17 protein-coding genes and 2 pseudogenes are annotated in these 22,934 nt (G+C 57.8%); 10 read left to right on the top strand and 9 right to left on the bottom strand.

Annotation, left to right across the window (positions count from 1 at the left end; all coding sequences use genetic code 11):
- Positions 1-62 precede the first annotated feature (62 nt).
- Positions 63-911 (top strand): ATPase, encoded by an 849-nt coding sequence (locus tag LDO41_RS31170; RefSeq protein ID WP_223995290.1) that lies wholly within the window; start codon positions 63-65, stop codon positions 909-911.
- A 110-nt stretch (positions 912-1,021) separates the two neighbouring features.
- Here LDO41_RS31170 and LDO41_RS31165 read toward each other — a convergent pair.
- Positions 1,022-1,111, bottom strand: a pseudogene (locus LDO41_RS31165) (IS200/IS605 family transposase); the annotation flags it as partial.
- 64 nt (positions 1,112-1,175) lie between these two features.
- Between LDO41_RS31165 and LDO41_RS31160 the strand changes: the two are divergent.
- The 4 genes from LDO41_RS31160 (at position 1,176) to LDO41_RS31145 (ending at position 7,044) form a co-directional block, all read left to right on the top strand.
- A complete protein-coding gene (locus LDO41_RS31160; RefSeq protein ID WP_290370933.1) occupies positions 1,176-2,270 on the top strand; it encodes an RNA-guided endonuclease InsQ/TnpB family protein in 1,095 nt (364 codons plus the stop codon).
- Positions 2,271-2,429: 159 nt separating this feature from the next.
- Positions 2,430-4,157 (top strand): ATP-dependent helicase, encoded by a 1,728-nt coding sequence (locus LDO41_RS31155; protein ID WP_223995288.1) that lies wholly within the window; start codon positions 2,430-2,432, stop codon positions 4,155-4,157.
- Positions 4,158-4,246: 89 nt separating this feature from the next.
- Positions 4,247-6,265 carry a DEAD/DEAH box helicase gene (locus LDO41_RS31150; RefSeq protein ID WP_223995287.1) on the top strand — a complete coding sequence of 673 codons (2,019 nt, stop codon included), beginning with the start codon at positions 4,247-4,249 and terminating at the stop codon, positions 6,263-6,265.
- Between the two features lie 5 nt (positions 6,266-6,270).
- Positions 6,271-7,044 carry a helicase associated domain-containing protein gene (locus LDO41_RS31145; protein WP_223995387.1) on the top strand — a complete coding sequence of 258 codons (774 nt, stop codon included), beginning with the start codon at positions 6,271-6,273 and terminating at the stop codon, positions 7,042-7,044.
- Positions 7,045-7,173: 129 nt separating this feature from the next.
- Here LDO41_RS31145 and trfA read toward each other — a convergent pair whose 3' ends face one another.
- The 5 genes from trfA to LDO41_RS31120 form a co-directional block, all read right to left on the bottom strand.
- Positions 7,174-8,148 carry a plasmid replication initiator TrfA gene (trfA, locus tag LDO41_RS31140; RefSeq protein ID WP_223995286.1) on the bottom strand — a complete coding sequence of 325 codons (975 nt, stop codon included), beginning with the start codon at positions 8,146-8,148 and terminating at the stop codon, positions 7,174-7,176.
- Positions 8,149-9,036: 888 nt separating this feature from the next.
- Positions 9,037-9,369, bottom strand: a complete 333-nt coding sequence (locus LDO41_RS31135; protein ID WP_223995285.1) for a hypothetical protein — start codon at positions 9,367-9,369, stop codon at positions 9,037-9,039.
- On the bottom strand, positions 9,366-10,073 hold the full coding sequence (locus LDO41_RS31130) for a ParA family protein (protein ID WP_223995283.1): 708 nt from the start codon (positions 10,071-10,073) through the stop codon (positions 9,366-9,368). Before LDO41_RS31130 ends, LDO41_RS31135 begins: the two co-directional genes overlap by 4 nt.
- 914 nt (positions 10,074-10,987) lie before the next feature.
- Positions 10,988-13,114: a phage integrase family protein gene (locus LDO41_RS31125; RefSeq protein ID WP_223995281.1), complete on the bottom strand. Its 2,127-nt coding sequence runs from the start codon at positions 13,112-13,114 to the stop codon at positions 10,988-10,990.
- Positions 13,111-14,535 carry a KAP family P-loop NTPase fold protein gene (locus LDO41_RS31120; RefSeq protein ID WP_223995279.1) on the bottom strand — a complete coding sequence of 475 codons (1,425 nt, stop codon included), beginning with the start codon at positions 14,533-14,535 and terminating at the stop codon, positions 13,111-13,113. Before LDO41_RS31120 ends, LDO41_RS31125 begins: the two co-directional genes overlap by 4 nt.
- 422 nt (positions 14,536-14,957) lie before the next feature.
- Here LDO41_RS31120 and LDO41_RS31115 point away from each other — a divergent pair, with 422 nt between their 5' ends.
- The 3 genes from LDO41_RS31115 to LDO41_RS31105 all read left to right on the top strand — a co-directional run bounded on the left by LDO41_RS31115 (position 14,958) and on the right by LDO41_RS31105 (position 18,066).
- Positions 14,958-15,950 carry a hypothetical protein gene (locus LDO41_RS31115; protein WP_223995277.1) on the top strand — a complete coding sequence of 331 codons (993 nt, stop codon included), beginning with the start codon at positions 14,958-14,960 and terminating at the stop codon, positions 15,948-15,950.
- Between the two features lie 201 nt (positions 15,951-16,151).
- Positions 16,152-17,015 carry a hypothetical protein gene (locus LDO41_RS31110; RefSeq protein WP_223995275.1) on the top strand — a complete coding sequence of 288 codons (864 nt, stop codon included), beginning with the start codon at positions 16,152-16,154 and terminating at the stop codon, positions 17,013-17,015.
- Positions 17,016-17,160: 145 nt separating this feature from the next.
- On the top strand, positions 17,161-18,066 hold the full coding sequence (locus tag LDO41_RS31105; protein ID WP_223995273.1) for an FRG domain-containing protein: 906 nt from the start codon (positions 17,161-17,163) through the stop codon (positions 18,064-18,066).
- A gap of 45 nt (positions 18,067-18,111) precedes the next feature.
- On the opposite strand, the gene LDO41_RS31100 is transcribed toward LDO41_RS31105, so the two are convergent.
- A complete protein-coding gene (locus LDO41_RS31100) occupies positions 18,112-18,369 on the bottom strand; it encodes a hypothetical protein (protein WP_223995271.1) in 258 nt (85 codons plus the stop codon).
- A gap of 100 nt (positions 18,370-18,469) precedes the next feature.
- Between LDO41_RS31100 and LDO41_RS31095 the strand changes: the two genes are divergently transcribed.
- Complete coding sequence (locus tag LDO41_RS31095; protein WP_290370935.1) at positions 18,470-19,162, top strand: IS66 family transposase; 693 nt, start codon at positions 18,470-18,472, stop codon at positions 19,160-19,162.
- Between the two features lie 161 nt (positions 19,163-19,323).
- Here the strand turns inward: LDO41_RS31095 and LDO41_RS31090 are convergent, their stop codons facing one another.
- Positions 19,324-21,378, bottom strand: coding sequence for an aminotransferase class I/II-fold pyridoxal phosphate-dependent enzyme (locus LDO41_RS31090; protein ID WP_223995269.1), 2,055 nt, complete (start codon positions 21,376-21,378; stop codon positions 19,324-19,326).
- On the bottom strand, positions 21,375-21,992 hold the full coding sequence (locus tag LDO41_RS31085; protein ID WP_223995267.1) for a methyltransferase family protein: 618 nt from the start codon (positions 21,990-21,992) through the stop codon (positions 21,375-21,377). Before LDO41_RS31085 ends, LDO41_RS31090 begins: the two co-directional genes overlap by 4 nt.
- Before the next feature lie 419 nt (positions 21,993-22,411).
- On the opposite strand from LDO41_RS31085, the pseudogene LDO41_RS31080 reads away from it, so the two are divergent.
- Positions 22,412-22,910 (top strand): annotated as a pseudogene (locus LDO41_RS31080) (transposase); the annotation flags it as partial.
- Positions 22,911-22,934 lie beyond the last annotated feature (24 nt).

Here is a 22,934-nt window from a genome sequence, read left to right as displayed (position 1 = left end):
CCCGCGTCATTTCATTACCAACCTATTCGGCCACCTGCTGGCCATCATTCGGAGATACCAAAATGACCACGACCGCTGAGTTTGACGCAGCTGCTGAAGCCTTGGCCGACGATCTTCTGGCCGCGGGCGATGCCACCTCGTCGCCCGACGACGCTGCCGCCTCGGCCACACCACCCGAGGATGTGGAAGCCGAACTGACGCAGATGGCTGCTTCGGCTGACGCACTGCGCGCCGAAGGGATCATCACCACGGCGGACGCCGATGCGAAGAAGGCGGAGGTCGAACGCACGCGCAAGCGCTTTCGCGAGCTGTCGCCCGAGGACCGCCAGGCGATCGTGCGACGCCGGCGCGAGCTCGGCATGCAGATTCTCACCCGGCAGCTCTCCGGCGCCGCTGTGGTCGTGGTCGGCCTGAAGATCAACCACACGCGTCTGCGCCCGCTGTTCGAGCAGTGGTGGCCGTACATGAACCGCATGTCGCTGAATCTCCAGCGCTTCGGGCAAAACACGTTCTCGCGCGCCGAACTGGCAACCATCGAGAAGTACCTCGAGGCGGAAATGGTGAGAATCGAGGAGTACGTCGACGAGCAGCTCCGCGTAGCAACCGCCTATCGCGAACAACGCGAGAAGGATATGACCGACCGCGGCGATTACGTCTTTCGCCCCGAGATCGTACGGCCCGCCATCGAGCTCGAGGTCCAGGCGTACTCGCGCTTCGCAGTGCGTGCGCTGCAGGTGCTCATCAAGTTCGACAAGACGATGGACGAGTTCGACTTCATGGTGTGGAACGGCATCCGCGATCAGACCGACGTGAACGAGGAAGTTACCCGCTTCCTCCGGAAGTTCCAGCCGCTCGGCCTGCGCAGCTTCACGACTCACCTGAAGCTGATGGAGACCGTACGGGCGGTCTAACCACCGATTCACCAGATGTGCGGGAAACCCCGGAGTTAAGTCCGGGGTCAAGAGCATGGACGCCGCAGGCGTCCTAATGGGGCGTTTGCTGTTCCTCAAAATATTGCCGCAAACACGTTGCGCCGATACTTGGTAACGAATACCACGTGAACATGCAGCGCAGAGACGCAATGGCGACCGTGCCGTAAATCGGTATCGATCTTGCGCTGGCCGCCCCATCATTGCCTCTTGAACATTTTCTAGGACCAAGTGTAAATTGCCGGAATGGAAGCCACTAGGACACTGAAACTGCGAATCAAGGACAAGCACGCGAAGGCGATGCTTGCGATGGCTCGCGACGTTAATCAGGTCTGGAATTTTTGCAACGAGACCCAGTTTCGCAGCCTCAAGCGGTACTGCAATCGCCCGAAGCTCTGGTTGTCCGGCTTCGACCTGCAAAAACTGACCAACGGCTTCAGCAAATGCGAAGGCGTTTCCATCGGGTCGGCCACGCAGCAGCAGGTGTGCGAGGAATTCGCGACACGGCTCAAGCAGTTCAAACGGCAGTGTCTGAACTGGCGAGTGAGCGACTGCAAGTCTCCCAGATACTCGCTGGGATGGGTTCCATTCAAGGCCCGCGCGCTGACGTACAAGAACGGCCAGGTTCGCTTCAACGGCATTAACATTGGGCTCTGGGACTCATATGGCCTGTCGAAGTACGAATTGAAGGCGGGCAGCTTCAACGAGGACTCGCGCGGGCGCTGGTATCTCAACGTGGCCGTCAAGGTACAGATCGAGGAAAAGCGCATGCCGGATGGTGCCTCCGTGCTCGGCATCGACCTTGGCCTGAAGTCGCTGGCGACGTATTGCAGTGGTGGAAAATTCGAGCCGAAGCAGTGGTATCGCGAGTCGGAGGCGGCGCTGAGTATTGCGCAGCGTGCTCGCAAGAAGAGGCGCGTGAAGGCTATCCACGCCAAGATCGCGAATCAGCGCAAGGACGCTATCCACAAGGAAACGTCGGCGCTTGTCAAAAAACATGCAGCAATCTTCGTCGGCAACGTGAACGCGAAGGCGCTGGCACAAACGACCATGGCGAAGTCCGTGCTCGATGCCGCGTGGACGACGTTCCGGACACAACTCAAGTACAAGGCCATCAGGCAGTGCGTGGTGTTTGCAGAGGTCAACGAAGCGTTTTCAACCCAAACGTGCTCGTGCTGTGGCGCTATCCCGCCCAGCAGTCCGAAAGGTAGGGCCGGACTTGGAATAAGGCAGTGGACGTGCAGCGATTGCGCAGCGGTACACGACCGCGACACAAATGCCGCCCGGAATATTGCCCGCCTGGGACTTCAGGCGCTTGCAGAAGGAATCTCCGGGGTTTAGCCCGGAGAGGAAGTCAATAAGTCCCCGTCGATCTCTCGCAGTAAGTCACCGACGGGGCGACCAAGTGCCACTTAGTCACCGATGCTGCCACCAGCAGGCACTACGGTCCGGAGACTTACTGACACTTTGGTGCCCCAACTCGCTCCATTCCCGATCGCTATGTCCCTCGCAGAAGCTCTCGAAAGGTTGAACCCTTCGCAACGTGAAGTCGTGGAGCACGCCGGTCATTGCGTTGCTGTGGCCGTGCCCGGCGCCGGCAAGACCGCGACAATATCTGCCAAAGCTGCCGTACTTCTTGCCCAGCCAAATATAACGGTGGGGGCTGTAACGTTCAGCAAAGATGCGGCGATCGAACTGCGAGATCGGATCTTGGCGCTCGCGGGGCCAGGTGCGAAGAAGCGGCTAATTGCCGGCACATTTCACTCTTTAGCCTACAAGCAACTCTCCGCGCTATCCGGCAAGCGGCCCGACATCGCGACCGACGGCGAGCGAACCGCGATTCTTACTCACATCCTTCAGCAATCCGGCTTGGAATGGAAGATCGAAGACGCCGTTGCCGTGATTGAACGCCTTAAGACGGATTTTGGTAGCCCGCCCACCGACACGGTTGAGGGAAAGCTGTTTGCTGCCTATCAGGAATCCCTTCAGCGCAACGATCGGGTGGACTTCCAGGACCTACTCAGACATGCGGTGGATGGGATGCAGCGAGGCACCATTGCCCCGTACAAGTTCGATGCGTTGTTGGTCGATGAGTATCAGGACGTAGATTCCCATCAGGCCCTATGGACAGCGTTGCACGCCCGCGCTGGTGCCGCAGTGAGTTTGGTGTGCGATGACGACCAGTCTGTGTACGGCTTCCGCTCGGCGATGGGACTACGCGGCATTGAAGCGTTCTCAAACGAGTTCAATCCCCGTCAGATAGTGCTGGGAATGAACTACCGATCTAAGAGTGAAATCTTGGCGGTAGCTGATAAGGTCATCCGTAACAACTCGGAACGGATCGTCAAGGACCTTGTTTCTCATCGCGGCCCGGGTGGCACCGTTTCTTTCTCCCGTCACGATGATGAGTACAAAGAAGCGGTGGCCGCGGTCGAATCGATGTCAGCCGCGGTGCGCGGCGGCAAGAGCGCAGCCGTACTCGCGCGGACAAATAGAATTCTTGACCCTATTGAAGCGGTATGTCGTTCCCACAACATCAAGTACCACCGAGCTGCTGGCCGCTCGATTCTGGATCGCCCGGAATCCGCTCTGATGGGGACGTTGCTCGAGCTGGTGCAACAGACCCGGACTGGGGGGCTTGATGCAGTTCTGGGCTTCACCGGGATTGGGTCAGCTGAACTTCGAACATTGCATAACAAGACCTCGTCCGTGAAGGATGGAGAGCGTATCAAGAAGAAGGACCTCGTTGCGGCCGGACTCGGAGAAGACACGGCAGAGAAGTACCACGATCTCTCAAAGCGACTGACTGAATGGCGCTCGCTTTGCGTAAGAGAATTCCATTCGCTCATTCTTGATGGGGTATTCGAATGGATGATGCAATGGGCGCGGACAGACCAAGGAAAGCGTGCAATCAGAACCACGTACGATGTCCTGTCGAGGTTAAACGGCCCGTTCTCAGATCGGCTCGAGTTCCTGCGTCGAAAGAACAACGAACCGGCGGCGGATGCAGTCATTCTCACGACGTTCCATTCGAGCAAGGGTCTTGAGTGGGACCATACGGCTCTCATTCGTTTAGAAGAGACCGTCATACCGGATGAAGGGAGCAGTGAAGCGGAAGAGCGCCGGCTGTTCTACGTCGCGCTCACTCGAGCTAGGCACAACATGATTCTTTCAACTGCGAAGAAGCATCCGACTTCGCGCTTCGTGGTCGAGGCGGGATTCGCTTGATTCAAGAATCGCGCGATCTTGCCGTCAGAGCTTGACTTCGACACGAGCGCGCTAGCGTCTCTGTATCCACCGCAACGATATATCCGAGAATGAAATACTCACCACGTCCGCATCAATGGGACGCAATTCAAGACGTGATCGCAGGCTTCGAGTCCCACGATCGAGGTCAACTCGTCATGGCTTGTGGAACTGGAAAGACGCTTACAGCCTTGTGGATTGCCGAGGCATTGAAGGTGCGGCTCACCGTGGTGTTTCTTCCATCCATTTCGCTTTTGCAGCAGTATGCGATGTCTTGGCGTGAGAACAGCTCCATCGCACGTGGGAAGACCCTTTGCGTATGCTCTGACATGTCGCTCTCTCGCAGTTCAACAGATGAACTAGGCGTGGATATTCTGCGTGATAGTGGCTTTGCAGTAACCACGGATGCCCCTGAGGTCGAGCGCTTCATTCGTGGGAAGGGTAACCGTGTCGTCTTCTGCACGTACCAGTCGGCCGCAGTCATTGCGGCAGCCCAAGCCTGCCCGGAGGTCCCAGCATTCGATCTCGCCATTTGCGACGAGGCCCACCGTTGTGCTGGCGATATCAGTTCTCCCTTTGCGGTCGTGCTAGATGGAAAACGAATCAGGTCCCAGCGCAGACTGTTCGCCACAGCAACCCCGAAAGCCTTGGACACGAAGCGCGGTACCAAGACAGACGCGGTGGACATGGACAATGAAATTGTCTTTGGACCACGGTTCCACACCCTACCGTTTCGCAAGGCAATCGATCTCGGCTTGTTGTGTGACTATCAGGTTGTCGTGGTTCTCTCCGACAGCGAAGAGCTACGCACCATTTGCATTGACGATGACGATAGGCAGCGTGATTGGAGCCGCGTTCACGAGGCAGGCCTAGTTGGGGTCGTCAAGGCGCTAGACAAGTTCAAGCTCAGGAAAGTCATCACTTTTCATCATTCTTTGAAGAACGCCTCGCGGTTTCAACAGGACTTGAGTGCAGTTGCGCAAGCCCTGCGATCGGCAGGCGAGTCATGCGCCGAGGTCGCGCCCTCGTTCATTGCCGGCACCATGAGCGCCGCTCAGCGGCGCGACATACTTGCGAACTTCGCATCGGGTGGGAGCGATCGACACCACGTCTTGACGAATGCCAGATGCTTGACCGAAGGCATCGACGTGCCCAGCGTCGACGGCATAGTCTTTGTCGACCCGCGCACCAGCGAGGTGGATATTGCACAGGCCCTCGGGCGCGCCCTCCGACGAAGTCCAGGTAAGACTGTCGGCACGGTTGTTCTACCGATCCTTCTTGGCAAAGGTGAATCGCCGGAGGAAGTTGTCGAAAAGACAGATTTTCGTTCAGTTTGGAGGGTTCTGAGAGCGCTGCGTGCCCATGACGAGGCGTTCGCCGCTTCTCTGACCCTGAGCAGGGCAACGACTCTATCCGGCAGGGGAAGCGGCGGAATTGATCCGCTTTCCAAAGTCTCTTTCTTTGGCGCTGCCAATGTTCGTGAAATATCCGACGTGCTTCGCCCCGTGGTTGTAGACGACTTGTCCGATAAATGGGAAGCAGGATACGAGCTAGCCCGTCAACGGGCCGAGCGGTTTGGCTCTTGCAACGCGATGCTGGACGAAACATGGCCGCCGGAAGATCCCAGCGGATTTAGGCTTGGAGCATGGCTTCGGATGCAAAGAGATGGCAAGACAGGGAGACTTCCTTGGCTAACAACTGAGCGAATTCGACGACTCGAAGCCATTGGGATGATCTGGGAGCTGAATGACGCCCGATGGCACGCGGTTTGTGATGCTGTAATTGCACACATGAAATCGCATGGGACGCCCGTTATCCCACCTAAGGCAATGTTCGAGCTCAACGGCACGACCACGGATTTGAACGACTGGGCAGTCAAGCAGCGCCGGCGCCATAAGAGCGGGAAGCTCCCCTCTGACAAAGTGGAGAAGCTATCGAGAGCCGGATTCTGTTGGGATCCGATGAACGAGAAATTCGAACGAGGTTTCGTCGCAGCAACCGCCTACTTCCAAGAGCACGGTGATTGCAATGCGTCTGCGGCGGTCGTTATGACAGATAGCTGGGAGCGTGGATCACAACTCAGCGCTTGAACAAGGTGCAGGGCGCACTGTCCCCCGAGCGGATCGCGCGCCTAGAAGCTCTCGGCATCCAATGGAACATGTTTTCATCGCGATGGGATTCAGCATTTTGCATTCTTCAGGCTTGGTCTAAGCAATATGGGCACGTCAATGTGCCTGCCCGCGCGGTCTGGCAGCCAGGCACCGAACAGGAACTCAATCTCGGCATGTGGCTGAGTAGCCAGCGGAAACTTCACGCGAAGAATCTCCTTTCTGCGGAGCGGACATCCCTGCTCGAATCAGTCGGGGTGCAATGGGATGGAGCCGTGATCCGCCACGATGGCAACTGGAGCGACGCTCTGCAGAGACTCACGGCGTATATCAATGCATCCAATGGGCAGCGTCCGCCGCTGGAATATGTCTGTGAAGACGGGATGCAATTGGGTCGGTGGCTGGCCAAACAACGCGGCTATTGGCGAACAGGTTCCCTTAAGTCTGAGCGGGCAGCCTCCCTCGCTGCGCTCGGCATCGGACCTGATCAGAGCCATAGCGCTTCGCTCAACACAGGCCTGAAATCGGAGAGACGGCGCGGAGTGAGACCGTCGGTGCAGAGTACCGCGATGCACGAAGGTAGTAGGCAAAGATCGCCGAATCCGCGCCACTTATCGCTTACGCCAGGTCCGATGGTTTGGTTATCCGCCCCGCACAATCAGTACGTCTGCGCGCTCGCTTCACACTTCTTCGACGCGCGCCCCGATGTATGGGTAGGTAAGCGAAATCGGGCGCGGCTGCTGCGCAAGGACTTAACTTGATTGATGGGGTTCTGGGCTCAAGTCACCGCTATCAGGGGCGTGACGCAAGCCCTATGGGGAACAAAACGCCCTGAGTAGGGCCCCCACCTGTTACGCTAGGCGTCGCGGCAGCCGGGGCCGACTCAGAGATCAAGCGGCGATCTGCTTCGGACGGCCTCGCGTGACGTAGACGAGGTCGTTCTTGAGCTCGAACGACTCGATAATTCCGCAGTCTTTGAGTTTGTTGAACGCGGCCTTAAGACGCATTCGAAAGCCGGCGAGCGACTTTTCTTTGGCGCCGCTGAGCTCGCGATACTTCTGCACGGAAAGCGGTATTGGTTCGCGGTGGGTCGAGAGAAAGCTGTGCAGCCAAAGTGCGAGAGGCGCGCGTTGCCCAATCTTTTTGCGGTCAGCCCACTCCATCAAGGTGAACGAATCCTGAGTGAACAGGCCGGCGATCTTCGGCTCGAGCCAAACCTTCCACTTGCTCAACGACTGGCCGTTCGAATCCCGCCACTCGAAAGATCGGACTAGGGAGCCGGCATAACCAGCTTTTCCCCCATCGGCCAGGACCTTCACCTGATTGGCAGAGAGTCGGTCGAAGCATTCTTGCAGGTGCTTGTACTCTTGCCCATTCACCGTCCAACCGACTTCTTTGAGGAAGCTATAGGCGGTGAACTCGACCGGCTCATTTGCGGATAACGGGCGCTGGCGGGCCAAGTGAAAGATCGTCAGCAGCACACTCATATCATCTTGGCGCAGCTCCTCGCCCTTGTAGATGATGTCGATGTTGGCGAGGGTCGTGACCTTCGTACCTTTGAAGTACTCGCGATTGTTGTCCTTGGTTGCAGTGAACAGTGCTCCGCGCGCCAGGGGATTCGGTACTGCGCGCTTCGAATCGGTCCAGAACGGCAATTCGAGGGGGATCGGCGTGTTCAAGAACCCTTTGGCCTTCCTCGTAGCGGCCGAGACCATCAGCTTCTCTGTCGCGTCCATCAGAGTCTGGCTTTGTGACACCCGTTTCCCGGCCGCAGATGTGCGCCCGCCACGACCAGCTCGGGTCGGTTCGTTCTCAGACTCGGGCATGAGCCGGAACTCTTCCTCTGGTTGTGGACGTGGATCCATATCGCCTCCTTGACTCCGCTGCATTATGGGGTGACGTATACGTGTGTCAAGCCAGCACTATTGGTCGTTCAGCGATGATGCTTGATAGTTCGCCTATGGTTTTCAATTTTGTTGCAAAGAAGCCTTTCCTACCCTGCAGCGGTCGGGAGGTACTGAGCGCACATCATGATTAGGTAAACGATTAAGGACTGATTAGGGAGTACTCTATGTTGCTGATTTCAAAGGAAAAAATGCTGTGGATAATTGGCGAACTGCTATTAGTGACTCGCGTATACGACCGATAGTGGTTCGGCCATGTTGCTAATAGTGGATCGCCGATTTGCTATTGATAGTTCGCCGATCTATCAAGTCCCGTGCGTAGCGGCGTACAGTTATCCACAATCCGGCCTACTGGGCCCCTCTCCGGGTAGCCTATGACGTGCACGCTGTCTAGGCATCCGCAATTTCATCGCGCTTCAAATCAGTGTGACGTAAGTACACACTCTCTTTGAGATCGTTATAAATAAACGGGTTGCACGTTGGTATCGCCCACTACCATTGCTCTACTATCAAAACACGTATGAAAAATGTGAGCTTACCGGGGTGAGAGCGTTACCGCCGGTTCGTTCTTATCCAAATAGTGATCAATAGGCTTCTTTTTAAGGTGCGTGGGGGGCCGGACTATTGATAGTTCAGCGATGACCGCAGCATGGTCACTTGATAGTTCGGCAATGGTTCGCAGGAGCTTGGTGGCCCCCGCTATGAAGTCATGCAAGTATTGATAGTTCGCCAATGGCATCAGGGACCGACTATTGATAGTTCACCAATAACCCTTGGTACCACCGCGCGCGGTCTTATTCGCCTTGCTTGTTGCCGTCGAGGCGTGATAGCTGATAGCTACCTGCTAGCTTAGCGCTTTGCTTTCTCTTCCAGAATCTGCACGGCGCGTTCGAGCAAAGCCCCCGCTGGCAGACCAAGCTCGTCCGCGAGTTTGTTGAAGCGAGCAATTGTGTCTGCGGTTGCTTTGATGTTGATCTGCTGATTTCGGCCAGTGGTAAAGCGACGATGCCTGCGTGGAGTGCCCGCTGCTGCCGCAGCCTCGACCTTAGCAGCGTCTCGGCTGTGAAAGCCGTTGTCTTTGGCCACCTGCGAGATGGTTTCTCGATCCACCCGCGGCTTATCGTCCCTCGTGCGTGGGCTGAAGTCTTCGACGGAGAGATCCAGGGGGTTGGCTCGTGTCATTGTGCAACCTCGCTCTTAGTTTCTTGGTGCTCCCGGAGCATCTGCAACACTTCGGCTGCAAAAGCCTCCGCATTCTCGACAGCTTTGTCGACGTTAGAAACTTCCGCCCTCCCCAGGCCGCTAAGCGTCTGACGGTACGAGAACATTGCCTTGAATGCCGCACGCTCGTTGAGCTCGACCTTGAACACCGGAATGTTGGCGTCGGCAAAGGTCCTTCGAATATGGGACGTATCCCGACTCTGAATAGCCACAGACGTGCGAGTGAACAGCACCGCATATGGCAGTCGGTAGTCGGGCTTGTGTTTTTGAATGCCGCGCTCGTGTGCCCGGATAAGACGGAACGCCCTTCCCGCTTGCTCGGCGTCCAACTGAGAACCTTGGGTCGGAACAATCACGAAGTCAGCTTCGCTGATCGCGTGTGCGACGATAGTCGCTGCCGTCCCTTCCAGGTCGACGATGACGAAGGCTGAACTCCGCGCCGCTTCATCAATCTGGTCAGCAATATCTTCCTCGGTGACGTCAGAGATGATCGTCATCTTCTCCGGCTTCGCCCCCCCCGTTCCCCATGTCTGCACCGGACGGTTCGGATCGGCGTCGATAAATGTGACGGTCGCGCCCTTCTCTGCCACCGTCGTTGCAAGCGCTAAGCTGCTGGTCGTTTTTCCGGCACCGCCCTTGGGCGAGACAAACACGATCACAGGCATTGGGGGTCCTTGGTTGGTAGCTGGTAGCTACTGGCTAAAGTGCACCGATTGATACCAAAATGGTAGCCATGAGTAATTGTAGCTGATAGCTACCAGGTATCCAATGGAAACCCGGATAGCTATCCGATACCGTATTGAAACTAGTTTGGTATCTATGAGCTTGCCGTCATGGTATCTAAGATACCAAATAGATATCTTAATGGCTATCTTAAAGGCCGGTAGATGCCCGGAATTTCTGGCTTTGCCCACGTAGACAGGTAGCTATCTGGTATCCAATAAGATACCAAAAAGGTATGCAAAAGGTAACAAAGAAGGTAGCTTTGGGGTATGACAACTTCCACGCATGCTCAAAGCATAGATTGACGTTCGGCGCCAGAACGTTGGGGAATTTTGATTGGTAGCTATCGGATAGCTTTCTGGTGAGGTGGTGCTGCGCCGTGCTTGGCGCCGATTGAGGGGGAGCAGCTAAACGCGTCATCATGTAACTAGTCAAAATTAGATCGGCTGACTGATAGCTATTGGATAGCTATCGGATAGCTACCAGATAGTTAGCTGGTAGGCGACGAAAGGGGAGAATCGCGAATCCGTCGCTACCGAGGCTCGTTGACACGGTGGGCACAGAGATCGCAAGCAAAAGCAATGTGGATAGCTATCCGATAGCTACCAGATAGCGACCAGAGGAGAAGTGCGCCATCTTGAAGTCGCGCTTGTGGCTGCCGGGGAGGGCGCTAGCAAGCAGGCGTCGCCCTAACGCGTAGGGCTGGCCAGAATCGATCTTTATATACTGGATTTGTCTCGATATCTCTTCGGAGGAGCCGCGTCGGGTGCGTGACGGCCCTAGTCAGCAAGCGGGGGGTTATGGGAGGCGAATCTGGCTACAGGCGAGGGACGACGGTGGATACGCGCGGATCCGCCTACGAGCGAAAAAAATCGCGCATCGCGGCGATCCGTCGGCCGTCCTCGGTCGTCACATAGACGGTGGTGGTGTCGAGCGAGTTGTGTCCCGCATTCTGTTGAGCGACCTGCAGGGGAACCCCGGCAGCCAGTGCATGCGAGATGTGGGTGTGGCGCATCCAGTGCGTGCTCGCGAGGGCGAGTCGATCGGCGTCGCGGGAATTGGTCTCACGCAGATCCGCCGCACAGCTGGTAAAAAATCGCTTCACCTGCCGATAAAGCGTGCTCGCCGCGACGGGGGCGCCACCATCCGCTAGATCGCGTTTAGCCCATAGTGCGCGCTCGGCTTGATCGGTTGCATGGCCCAGCAATGCAACCCCTCGCGCGGCCAATCCATCAGAATGACCCCGTGCTTGGAGGTAGCTCACCACACGCGAGATTACATCGTCCGGAACAGGCACCCGTCGCAGCTTGTCGCCCTTGCCGACAACCGTAAGCCACCATCCGTCTTCCGTTGTACCAATGTCCTCGCCTGCCAGTGACAGCCACTCCAGATCGTCGGTTTGGGCAGCAACGACTTCCGACAGACGCAGTCCCGTCGCATACAACAGCGGCAGCGCTACCTGTAGGCGCTGATTGATCGAGCTTGTCGGCAGTTCGGCCAGGCGCGCGCAGATGAACGCCCATTGCGCCGCAGTGAAGCTGCGCCCAGCATCTAGCGATGGTTGGGCGGAGCGGGGCGCTCGAATACCGCCCCATGGGTTGCCGGCGAGGTACCCCTTGTCATTCAGGTAACGGTATAGGTTCGCCAGCACCGTGATCGCGTATCCCTGCGCGCGTGGATCGAGCGGTCCTTCAAATGGGCGCCAGAGCGGGCTCCAACGTTCGCGCGAGCGCGGCGCACACCAGTGCGCCGGTGGGCCGCCTAGGAAGTCGCGATATGCAATGCAGTCATCGGTGTTCATCGAAGACAGGGGCTTGCGTCGCTCGAGCACTGCCCACAGCAAGAAGCGCTCGGCCTCTTTCCGGTAAGCGCGTTGCGTGTGGGACAGGTATTGCAGCCAGTCATAAGGGCCCGATGATCGGCCCACGTCACGCCGCCGCTCGCGCAAGCGGAGCACTTCCTCCGGTGCGAGGCCCGACTTCGAGCGCAGCCACGAGAGTACTGCCTCATAGTCATTGTGGGCACTGATAAGGCAGCGCGCCTGCGGCAAGCGATAGGAGCCATCGCGGCCGTCGAGCGCGGCCGGTACAACGAGCTTCTCGAGTGGCACAAGAGCGCTGTCCGACTTCGGTACCACGCTTGCGAGTTCATGCGCGTACCGCTGCCGGCGCGGCACCGCAACGTGTCCGCCGATGGCTCTCCCTAGCGATTCCGCGTGGGCATCAAGGAACGCCTCAATCATGCGTGCTTTACCGGCGCCGACCGCGCGTACGCTGCGGGTCCATCCGCTGCCAAGACCGTTGATCCGATCCAGCAAATCAGCCAGCGTAACGATGCCGGCCTCTTCCAGGCGGTCAGCGAGCGGTGCGGACAACCACGCGCGGCAGGCGTCAGCGGCGATGACGGGCTGCACATACCGCTCCTCGAGCCAGTCGATCGCCTCCAGCTGGCGAGCCATGAGGCGAGCGCGACGGGATTCGCGCTTGAGCGTGTCGCCGTACTTTTCCTGATAGGCGGCCAGCTGCTCGGATTCGCTGAAGCCATCCAGACCCGACTCGGCTGAGAATTCTTCCAGCGAGGGAAGGCCGGCACCGGGTGTACCAATCCTGCGGAAATCCTTGGGGTCGAGTTTGATCCGGCGCGCGAGGCCCGGCCGGTTCGCGCGCAGGGCCGCCGCCGCGAGCTCACCACGCAGCCAGGCCGTGACGCGCCGGACCTTTGGATGGGCCGCAAACGCGCGCGCGGCGGGGTCGATACTCGGGGATGCGTCGCTGTCCGGCACGGCGTCGGCGAGCAGCTGCGCGTCCGCTTCGATCTCGCCTTCTTCCAGCAGGTAGCGCTCCCACATCGCGCGTGCATGCAGGCCCTGCACGATCGCGCGGAGGAAGCCGAAATGACCTCGGTGCAGCGGGCGCCGTGTGACGCCACGACGCCGGCGAGGAAGCTGAATTGGGACCACCGGCGGCTGGGACGCAGGCATCATTGGACGTCCAAGTCGAGCGCGCGCAAAGCCCGATCGAACGAGGCGTCCGGATCCGGCAGGCCGAAAACGTCATGCATCGGATTTTGGCCTAAGGCTTTGGCGACCTCGGAGAGGGTGGTTTTTTGGCGCGTGAAGCGCTCGTGAAACAGAAGTAGTCCAGCGAGAAACGGTCCAATAAGGGGTATGTCCTCGAGCTCTACAGGATTTCCTGCGCGCCTGCTCTCGCCTCTGATAAGGGTAGCCACTTCCTCATCCAGGAGCGCGACACACGCGCGGTGACCTCCATCAACCCGGAGAGGATCGAGCAGGTCCCGATAGGTGGAAGGGTGTTTGAGTTTGAGTGCGATAAGGTAAGCACGCAATTTCCCCTGCCGCATATCCGACAATGCAAAGAGGGTGCAGCCTCGCTCGATCTCACGTAGCGAAAGGTTCAAGATGGTCGCGCACACGGTGAAGTATGGTGCGAACTCGCCCTCCTGAATCCCGATTCCTGACAGAGTGGACTTGATGAAGCGGCGAGTCGGATGGTCGCTCGTGATGTTGCGATCACGCGACTTCGGTAATCCAAGTGATAAGTGCAGAAACTTGCCCAGATAGGCTGCAGCGTCAGTTTCCGCCCCGTAGACCCCGCGGATGGCCTTCTCCAGTTGGTCCCGGTTCATCAGCAGCACGAACACCAGATGCGGCACGTCGAAAAAATGCTTGATGCGCTCAAGCAGGGCGACGGCAAATGCCGGACGGCAACGGTCAAGTTCGTCGACCACGATGACGACCGGCTTGCCCGTGGCCCTGAAGCGGTCGAGCGCGAAGCCGGCCAGGATCTGGCGGAATCCTTCCACGCTCTTCTGTTCGGCTTCCCACTGGCCGAGTCGTCGTTTCACCCACGCGCTGGTGACATCGCCAGCCTTGTCCCCCGCCTGCTTGGCGGCAGCAGCGAATTCGTCGTTTGCGACATGCAGGTCGAGCGCCTGATTGACCGCGCTTAGCACGCCGCCGGCGCCCACGGCTGTGGCTGCGAGGTGAATTGCGGCCTTGGTGGCCACTGGCAGCAACGCGCGCATGACTTCGGCCGCGCCGCGCGTGACCTTCTCGGTCGTCGTGGCGTCGCCAGCGCAGAGCTTGAGCACCGCCGCCGACAACACCATGAAGGCATCCTCGGCGTAGTCCTGCCCGAACGCGTCGATGAACGCGAGCCGGTGACCATCCTGCTCAAGCTTTTTGGCCCAGTGCCGGCCGAACCAGGTCTTGCCTTCGCCCCACGGCGCATCGATCGCGACCACGGCGCCCACCTGCAAGCGCTGGAGATAGGCGGTCAGCCGCTGCGCGACCGCCCCGCGCTCCAGCAGATCGCCGTCGAACGGCACCGGAATGTCCGCGAGAGGCGGGCGTTGGACGAGCACGGAGGAGGTGGCTTCGGCCATGAGGATCCTGTTCAGGACAATCCGCGTAGCCCGCCAGCCCAGAGCCAGCGCCGTACACACGCGATGGGTCACATTATAAGAGGGATGTCGTCGTCAATGCTATCGCACGCGTACGTTATTTTTACTGTACATGATAATAGCGATTATCATGTACTGCAATTTCTGGCATCGATCTGATATGTGTGCAATAGTGCACAAAAATGCTTGTGAAATGCTGAGGTGTTGCAAGCGGCGGGTAGGGCAGATAGACTCCGGCCAGCGTTGCTCCACCAGGTCACTCTTTGAACCAAAACGGAGTCTTCGGCCCCTGCGGCCGATGTGCAGTTTGTCGGACCTATCTGGTGGTTGGCCCCAACCCCTGTTGATAGTCGAAGGGAACAGGCAGTTTTTTGGCCAACTAACCGTATTTGATAAGGTCTGTCATGCTGACACTTGAGCCTTCCGTGGCCGCGTTCGCGGCCCTGAAACAAAATCTGCGCCTTGCCAATGGGCGCATCCTGCCTTTCCTGTCTGCGAAGATCGACCAAGCGCTTGCGCGTGGTGCGGGCGCATTCACGTGGGAGTTGCTGCGAGCCGGCTGGACTGGCGGCTCGGGCGATTTTCCTATCCCCCTCTCTATCTCCGCCTTCGTGGATCGCTACGCTGAGTTCACTGACGAGCAAACTGCGGTCGCTATGGGGGAGATCCTGAGTGGCAAGCGGCTTGTCATTGATTTCGAGGTGCACGCGCCGACCCGGCAGCACGATCTGGAAACCATCACCTACGCCGTTCACGTTCGCCTGACGGAGGCCGACGGTACGCCGTGCGAGGGCCGGTTTACGGTCCCGTCGTTCGTGGAGGCGGCCGGGCACGAGCCGTATCGGCTGGCCTCGGCATATACGCATAAGTGGGACGGGCCGGGTGCGGAGACGCGGCGCAACAACGGTCGCGACCTAGTGAGCGCACTCGTGCGCGCGGGCACGTGGGAGGGCACCTTCTTCATTTACGACCGCGCGCACCGCGATGCGCCGGCGGAGGCGATCACGGCCGCGAAGGCAGGGCTCGCCCGCAGTATTCTCACAGCGCTCTCGCTGCGCCCGCGCTGCTTTGTTGAGAAGCCCGCAGGTTTTTCTTCGCGCGTCTTGCAGGTACGGATGACGCTGCCTCGCGCGGTGTCGATCGCGTGGGGTGGGTCCCCGTTTGTTTTCACCATCCCTGAGCTCGAAAAACGCCACTTTCGCATCGAAGGCAAATACGGCCTCCTGCTGGAGTCGGGCTGGCGTTGCTCGTTCGTGGAAGGAGAGTGGGTGGGACTGTGTCAGTCCAATGGGGTAGCTGAGCATCTCAATCCCACCCCCATGCCGGCGGTGAAGGCGGCATTGCTGAACGCTGTACACACCACCCTTCAAGCGAACGGCGTGACTGTCCAAGCCTAGTGGGAGGAATTTATGCGGACCCCCACAAAGCCAAAACCCCGCTTGCGCGGGGTCTCGACTCAAATTACGAAGGCCCGTCCGAAATTCAGACCACCCCCGTCTCATCAGCAATTGTACAACACTTCCGGTTCGAATCCAGGGCTAACAGAGCTTTTCCTGCCGAAAGCCGGCAGCAATCGGTGCTAACCCTACAACAAGAGCATGAAAAACCACTTTACTGCGCCTCGGCTTGCTACGGTTCAACGCTTCTTTCGGAGTGACTCCAGCACCGATCTGATGGGGTGTTATGCATGGTGCCAAGCGCTTTCCGCAGCTCTGCTCCCATTGTTAGGCGACTTCGAAGTTTCGCTGCGCAATGCGTTGCATCGTAGTCTGTCCCAATTCTATATGGGCGCCGACTCCGCGCCGTGGATGCTTCCGCTTGCAGGCCCACTCCCTGCAGGTGCCCCGCAAGCGAAGACACCTCATGCGATGTCGTCAGGCGACAAAAGGGACATCGCGACTATTGTCGATCGACGAGCGAAAAGGAACCGGGCCCTCGGTCAAGACGATATCGTGGCCGCGCTTTCATTTGGCTTCTGGGAGCAGCTCGTCAATGGCCTTGGCAGGGGCCAGCATCCCAATGGCCTACAGGAGGCGGTCTTGCGCAGCGCCTTTCCCTTTGCGCCCACGGGCACGGCTTACGCCTCCGCCGCATTTCGGGAACAGTTGGTAAGGCTCCTCAGAATGGTACGGGATGTGCGCAACCGCGTGGGACATCATGATGCGATTTGGGCGATCCCCGAATTCAACATCGCGGGCCATCCAGGATTCATCCCGCGGCGGCCGCGCCATACTCTGACCAGCACAAAGCTTTTTGCCTTGCGAGTAGTCTGGCTGGCATCGTGGATCGATCCCGCGATCAGTGCGCACATTGAAAAGTCCGATCATTGGGCGTGCCTGCAAATGTTGTTGTCGCGGCGTGCCCTCGCGACGTATCGGTCCCGTGGCGGGCGAACTGATACCTATCATGCCCTGATTACTGGCCGTGCCAGCCTTCGAAGCGCGAGATCCTTTCATTTTTGAGTCGGCATCGCCGGGCGTGGTCTCTCGAGGGCTGACTGATCTGTTTCATATAGATCGGGCTGCGCGGGCCGGGCATACCAGCGTGGGGCATCCCCACTAACCACGGCATGGCAAGATTGCGTACTCATTTACCGAGGTGCGCAATATGGCGATTCCCCTGTTCAAGCGAGTGCCGCTCGATGAGCTGACATTGCGGACGATCACCGATCGCTCGGCCGAACTCTTTGAAGTGGGATTGGAGGATTGGTCCCAGTTCCATCGGGCGGTCGAAAAGCTTAAGTTTATCGATCAGGAGATCGCAGACACTGCCGACTTGGGCTCGACCAATTGGCTCTTCCGTGGGCAAGCCAATAGCGGATGGAAAATCACCAGCGCGCTCGAGCGATTCGCGCCCCGTATCGCCACGTTGGAGGAATACTACGCGCACGCATACTCACCACGTTACGTCATCGAGTCATCAACGGGCGAAAAATGGGACATTCGGCCGCCACACGAATTCGACAAAGACTTGCAGCAAGCCGCGGCAGTACCATTCGTGTTCAACGCGCGGCCGGACGAGTACTCCTACCTCGTGTACCTGCGTCACCACGGGTTTCCCTCACCGCTTATCGACTGGACGCGCTCTCCATATATCGCCGCGTTCTTCGCCTACTCCGACGCCTTCCAGCACAAACATGAGCGCGTTGCGGTGTTTGCCTATCTAGAGGCTACGGGAAGAGGAAAGGCTACGTCGCCCGGCAACCCGACAATCTATTCCCTCGGACCGTACACCCGTACCGCCCCACGGCATTATATTCAGCAAGCCGAGTACACCATTTGTCTTCGAAGGCAGGGTAGCGATGGTCGCCACGAGATCAGCGAACATACCGACGCCTTCGCGCATCGGGATTCGACTCAGGACGTCCTTGTGAAATTCACGCTTCCACGGTCGGAATGGCGAAAGGCATTGGGCTACCTTGACCTCCATAACATGAACGCGCATACCCTCTACGGTTCGGTGGATCGACTCATGGAAGCGGTTGCAGTTCGCGAGATGCTTCTGACTGATTGAAGGTACTGCCCATGGAATTCTCGATGCTGCCGGCTAGGTCAACGGTTACCACGTGCGCGGCAGGCTCTTGACAAATTTCCCTTGGCGAAACACGGCGGCGCCGGCTCGCTGACATTCAGCGAGCTCTTCCTTGGTAAGTTGCTCATCGGCCTTTAGTCGGCGGCGACATTCGGCTTCCTTTTCTTTCGCCGCCTCAATGTTGTCGGCGTACCACTCTTGCGTGTGGGCAGAGACCAGGTTGTGCCAACCAATTAGACCCACAGCCAGTGCAACTGCGAGCGGAAAAATAACTCTAGAGAACATGCCAAAAGCCCCCGTGTGAAAAGTATTCGATACTGTAAGTTAGTTTAAAGCACGTCGCAACGTTTTTGCGAAAATAGATATTTAGTATTTATTTTGCGTTATTTCGCGAAAAAATTTAATGATAAAAAGCTATTTGAATGACTGCGTGGACAATGAGGGCTACGCGCTCTATAACGGCCTGGCCCTCGACAACCAGCTCATCCACCTCGGTTGCTGGGCCCATGCGCGCCGTGGCTTCATTACGGCCGAGGAGGCAGTGCCGAAGGCCGCACGCACGCCGCAGTTGGTGCCCACGCGCTTCGTCAAACTCGTCGGCAGGCTGTTCGCCGCGGAAGCGCGTTCGGCAACCTGGACGCCGGCGCGCCGGCAACGGCTTCGTCGACGTTACAGCGAGCGCGTGCTGCATGCCATCGAGGCGCTGCTGCGAGAGCAACTGCCGATCGTCGTGCCAAGCAGTCTGCTGGGTAAGGCGATGCAGTATCTCCACGGCCAGTGGCCCAAGCTCGTGCGCTACATTGAAGACGGGACCTGGCCCATCTCCAACAATCCGTGCGAGAACGCGATCCGCCCGTTTGTTCTGGGTAGGAAGGGGTGGCTGTTCGCGACAACGGTGGCCGGTGCCCATGCCAGTGCAAACCTCTACTCACTGGTGGAGACCTGCAAGGCCAATGGCATCGACCCGTACCAATACCTCGTCTGGCTGTTCAGGAAGCTGCCTCTGGCAACCACTGCCGACGACTACGCCGCGCTTCTGCCGTGGACCATGCCGACACCCCTGAGAGGCGTCGTTTAACGACCGCTTACGATTGTTACTCGAAAAGAGTCAAAGGAGAGACGACTCACCTTTGGAGACATGCTGGCACAAGTCGACAGCGCCGTCACCACTTACGGGTGCCGGGAGATTTGATTGAAGGTTTTTCATCGCTTCCCGAGTCCCCATTGTCAGCGGACAACCTATGCTTGGACGGCAGCCCTGGCGTGCAAAAGCGCGGCGATCGCGAAGTCCAAATCGGAGCGCGTGTGGTCATAGGTTACGTTCATCCGCAGGCGTTCCGTCCCCTTGGGCACTGCTGGATACACGGCGGGCATTGCATAGACCCCACGCAGATTGCAAAGACGGGCGACCTCAAAGGCAAGTTTTTCGTCGCGCATTAAAATCGGAATAATCGCACTTTGGGTGTTACCGACCTCGAACCCTTCGTCCCTCAGCCGATGAATGAAGTACGATACATTGGTCATTAGCCGGGCGCGACGCATCCGACCTTCCCTCTCTATCACCGACAAGCCCGCCTTGACAGCTGCCGACGTCGCTGGCGATACAGGTGCGCTAAAGATAAACCCCCGCGCATTGAAGCGCAGAAAAGACACGAGGTCATCCGAGCCAGCTATATAGCCACCTTGCCCTGGGAGCGTCTTACTCATCGTACCCATCAGTACGTCAATCTCACCGATGCAGTCGAAATGCTCCTCGATGCCTCGACCGGTGTCACCTAGCACCCCGAGACTGTGCGCCTCATCGACCATCAACATGGTATTCGGGTACCGACTTTTCAGTGCGATCAACAGATCCAGCGGAGCGATATCGCCGTCCATGCTGTATACGCCATCGACGACCACGAGCTTGCGGCTGGAAGCCGGCAGCATGCGTAGATGAGTCTCGAGCGCACCCATATCGTTATGTGGGAACTTTACGATCTGTGCATGCGAGTATCGTCCACCATCGACGATGCTGGCATGGCACAACTCGTCGTACAGGACGACATCAGCTTTACCGGCAAGCGTGCCGATGACCGAGAGGTTCGTCATGAAGCCCGAGCTGAACGAGATCGCTGACTCGCGTCGGAAGAACTTGGCGAGGTGAGCTTCGAGTTGTTCGTGGATATCGAGGTTCCCTCCAAGCAGTCGCACCCCATGTGTTCCCGTTCCATAGCGCTTTACTGCGCGAATGGCGGCGCGGTCAACCTTTGGGTGCCTAAGCAATCCGAGATAAGAATACGTGCAAAAGTTGAGTTTGCGCTTGCCTTGATTCACGACCCATGCACCGTCGTATTGGTCGATACGATCAAAGAAAAACTCGTATCGGCTCCGCATAGACTCCAGACGCTGCATCGTCCGGTTCATCCGGATCAAGAACTTGGGTGGTATTGCGCCGCCCCGCCCGGCCTCCCCGGATTTCGCTTGGCTCGACGGCTCGACGGCCAAGCGCGACAATTCCGCGAAGGCATCGTTCATAAGTTTTGAAGATTCATCGACCGACGGGCGGAAGCCAGGCTTCAGATAGCACAAGGACCCCCGGAAGAGCTTCCGCGCGAGCGAGTTCTTCCCAAACGTACTCTTTATTAGGTCAGTCCAGTAACCCACCGTCAGCGCTGAGCCAGATCTCATGCCTAGCATGGCAGCACCGATCCCCAAGAAAGCGAGAAACGTACAACTGCTGACCAACAGCCCTAGCATGCGCACGAGCCACGACCGCGTCACGACATGGAGTAGTTTGTAGACCGTTTCTTTATGCTCAATCTCTTCTGCAAAGTGCCAGAGGAAAAGCCTTCGAAGTTCTGTGTCTCTCACATCCCGGAGCAAGCTATCGCTCAAAAAGTGGATGGAAATTATCGCGTTGTGATGCTCAATTGCCGCTGCGGTCGCCAGGCGCAGAGGAGAGGTGCTAAGCGGCTCAAGGACTTTGTAAGATAAAAAGTTGGCGAATTTGAGGAACCAGGGCTCCGTCATTCCCTGTTCCGCCATAGCTCGGACGAGCCTCGCATGCTCACGTGAATGCGATCCCTCCTGTAGGAAAAGGCATTTCACCTCCTCGGCCAAAGAGGGATCCGCACGATCCAGATAACGGTTGCACGTGCGGATGATGAACCGCTCTCCGTCTGGGATTAAGAACGTATATGCGTTCAGCAAGTGGCTTTGGAATGGCTTGTTTGCGTACCACGTCTCGCGCGCGGCGGCCGCCGCAGGGGCACCACGCAATTGGGAGGCGTACCTATTAGCTTCGTTCGTCATTGCATCCCTCGCAGAAAAATTCGGGCTGACGGGACCAAGAATGGTACGCGCTTCCTGTATGCGCGATATTCATCCCCGAAATAGCTTTCGAGATATTTTTCTTCTTTGCGGGCCATTACCAGGTTAAAACCAACAACGAACAGGAGGACAGGTGTCAATAGCAAAAAAATGTAGTTGGCGAACTGAGGGAACTGGAGTGGAAGCTGATGTATTGCAACAACGGTGGCACCCAGTTCGCAGTGAAAAACCCCAACGTAAAGAGGATTGCGAGTCACGCTATAGACGCCATTCGTAACTAACGAAGGCCGTGCGAGACACTGACCTGTGAATGTGTGAGCTCTACCCAGCGCGCGTTTCGCCATGGCGACAAAGGTCACACCAAACAGTAGCAGGGCCAATCCCAACCATTCTGGAAATCCGACTGATGTTACGTTCATCGCCATCACAACGTAGCCCAAAATAAGCCCGAGTGAACATGATCTCATCAAAACTTGCAATACAACCGGGGAAAGGTTGCGCGAATCTTTCTTGCGTCGCAAGTCCATGCCGTAAAAAATGAAGCACGCGGATAACAGCACAGAAATAGCCCAGAATAAATATAGTTCAGATATCATTCATATCCCGCGAGAAATACACATAAATTTTGACGTCACGCAACATCGTATCTTTTGATGCGCCAATAAGATTGGATGGCACGAACGTGATTCACATCTACATTGAGAGAATGTCATATTTCGCGATCTTTTATTGTGGTTTTCGTGCATTACTATCGGTCTTACCCAACGGGAGGTGTCGAAAACGGGCCGCACTACCTGACAGATGACACGGCTCTGCGCACGTGTTGCGGCGCTTGGTTGCGCATGGACTATTACGGCACCAGATTGCAGGCAGACCAAGCGCCTGTATGCTTGCCGGCCGGAGTTCTGGGCAACTGCCAGGTGGAGCGGCCCACTAAACAGCCGAACACGGTCACCCGCATACAAGAGCGGGTAGGCATGCGACTGTGTATATGACCAAGACGAAGAAGGGACTAGTGGAAGTGTGGATTGGGCCGGAGCGCTGGCGGCGGTGGTCCCTGAAGAGAAGCTTGGGATGGTGCGCAAGAACTGCGAGCCGGGCAAGACGGTATCGATGGGGGCGTGCCAGTGGCGTCAATCCGAACCAGCTTTTTCAATGACGCAAGCTGGACCACGACGGCAGCCTATCAGCGGCCAATGCAGGGCAGGGAGTGGTGCCTGCGTCCGAGTTGGGGCGGCGCGCTCAGCGCGCGTGTGCTTGATTCGTCGCCAGCGAGAGGCGAGCGGCATCGGGTCGGGGAACGTGAAGCGCGTCTACCGGGTCGCCCGTGCACGGTTTGCTGCTGCAACGCAGACCGAAACGCCCCCCCTATTACGCGACGACACGACGGGCGGGTTGCGGTAGCGCGAAGCCACTAGCGCTGGCGCTCCGATGGCTTCGAGTTCCGGTGTGAGAACGGCGAGCCATTGCGGGTGACCTTCGCGCTGGATTGCTGCGACCGGGAGGCAATGAGCTCATACGACTGTGTTTAGACCTAA

This window comes from Cupriavidus pampae (assembly GCF_914271485.1).
In the GTDB taxonomy this organism is placed as follows: Bacteria; Pseudomonadota; Gammaproteobacteria; order Burkholderiales; family Burkholderiaceae; genus Cupriavidus; species Cupriavidus pampae.
The sequence above is the reverse complement of the archived record's forward strand: the minus strand, read 5'-3'. Positions and strand labels throughout refer to the sequence as shown.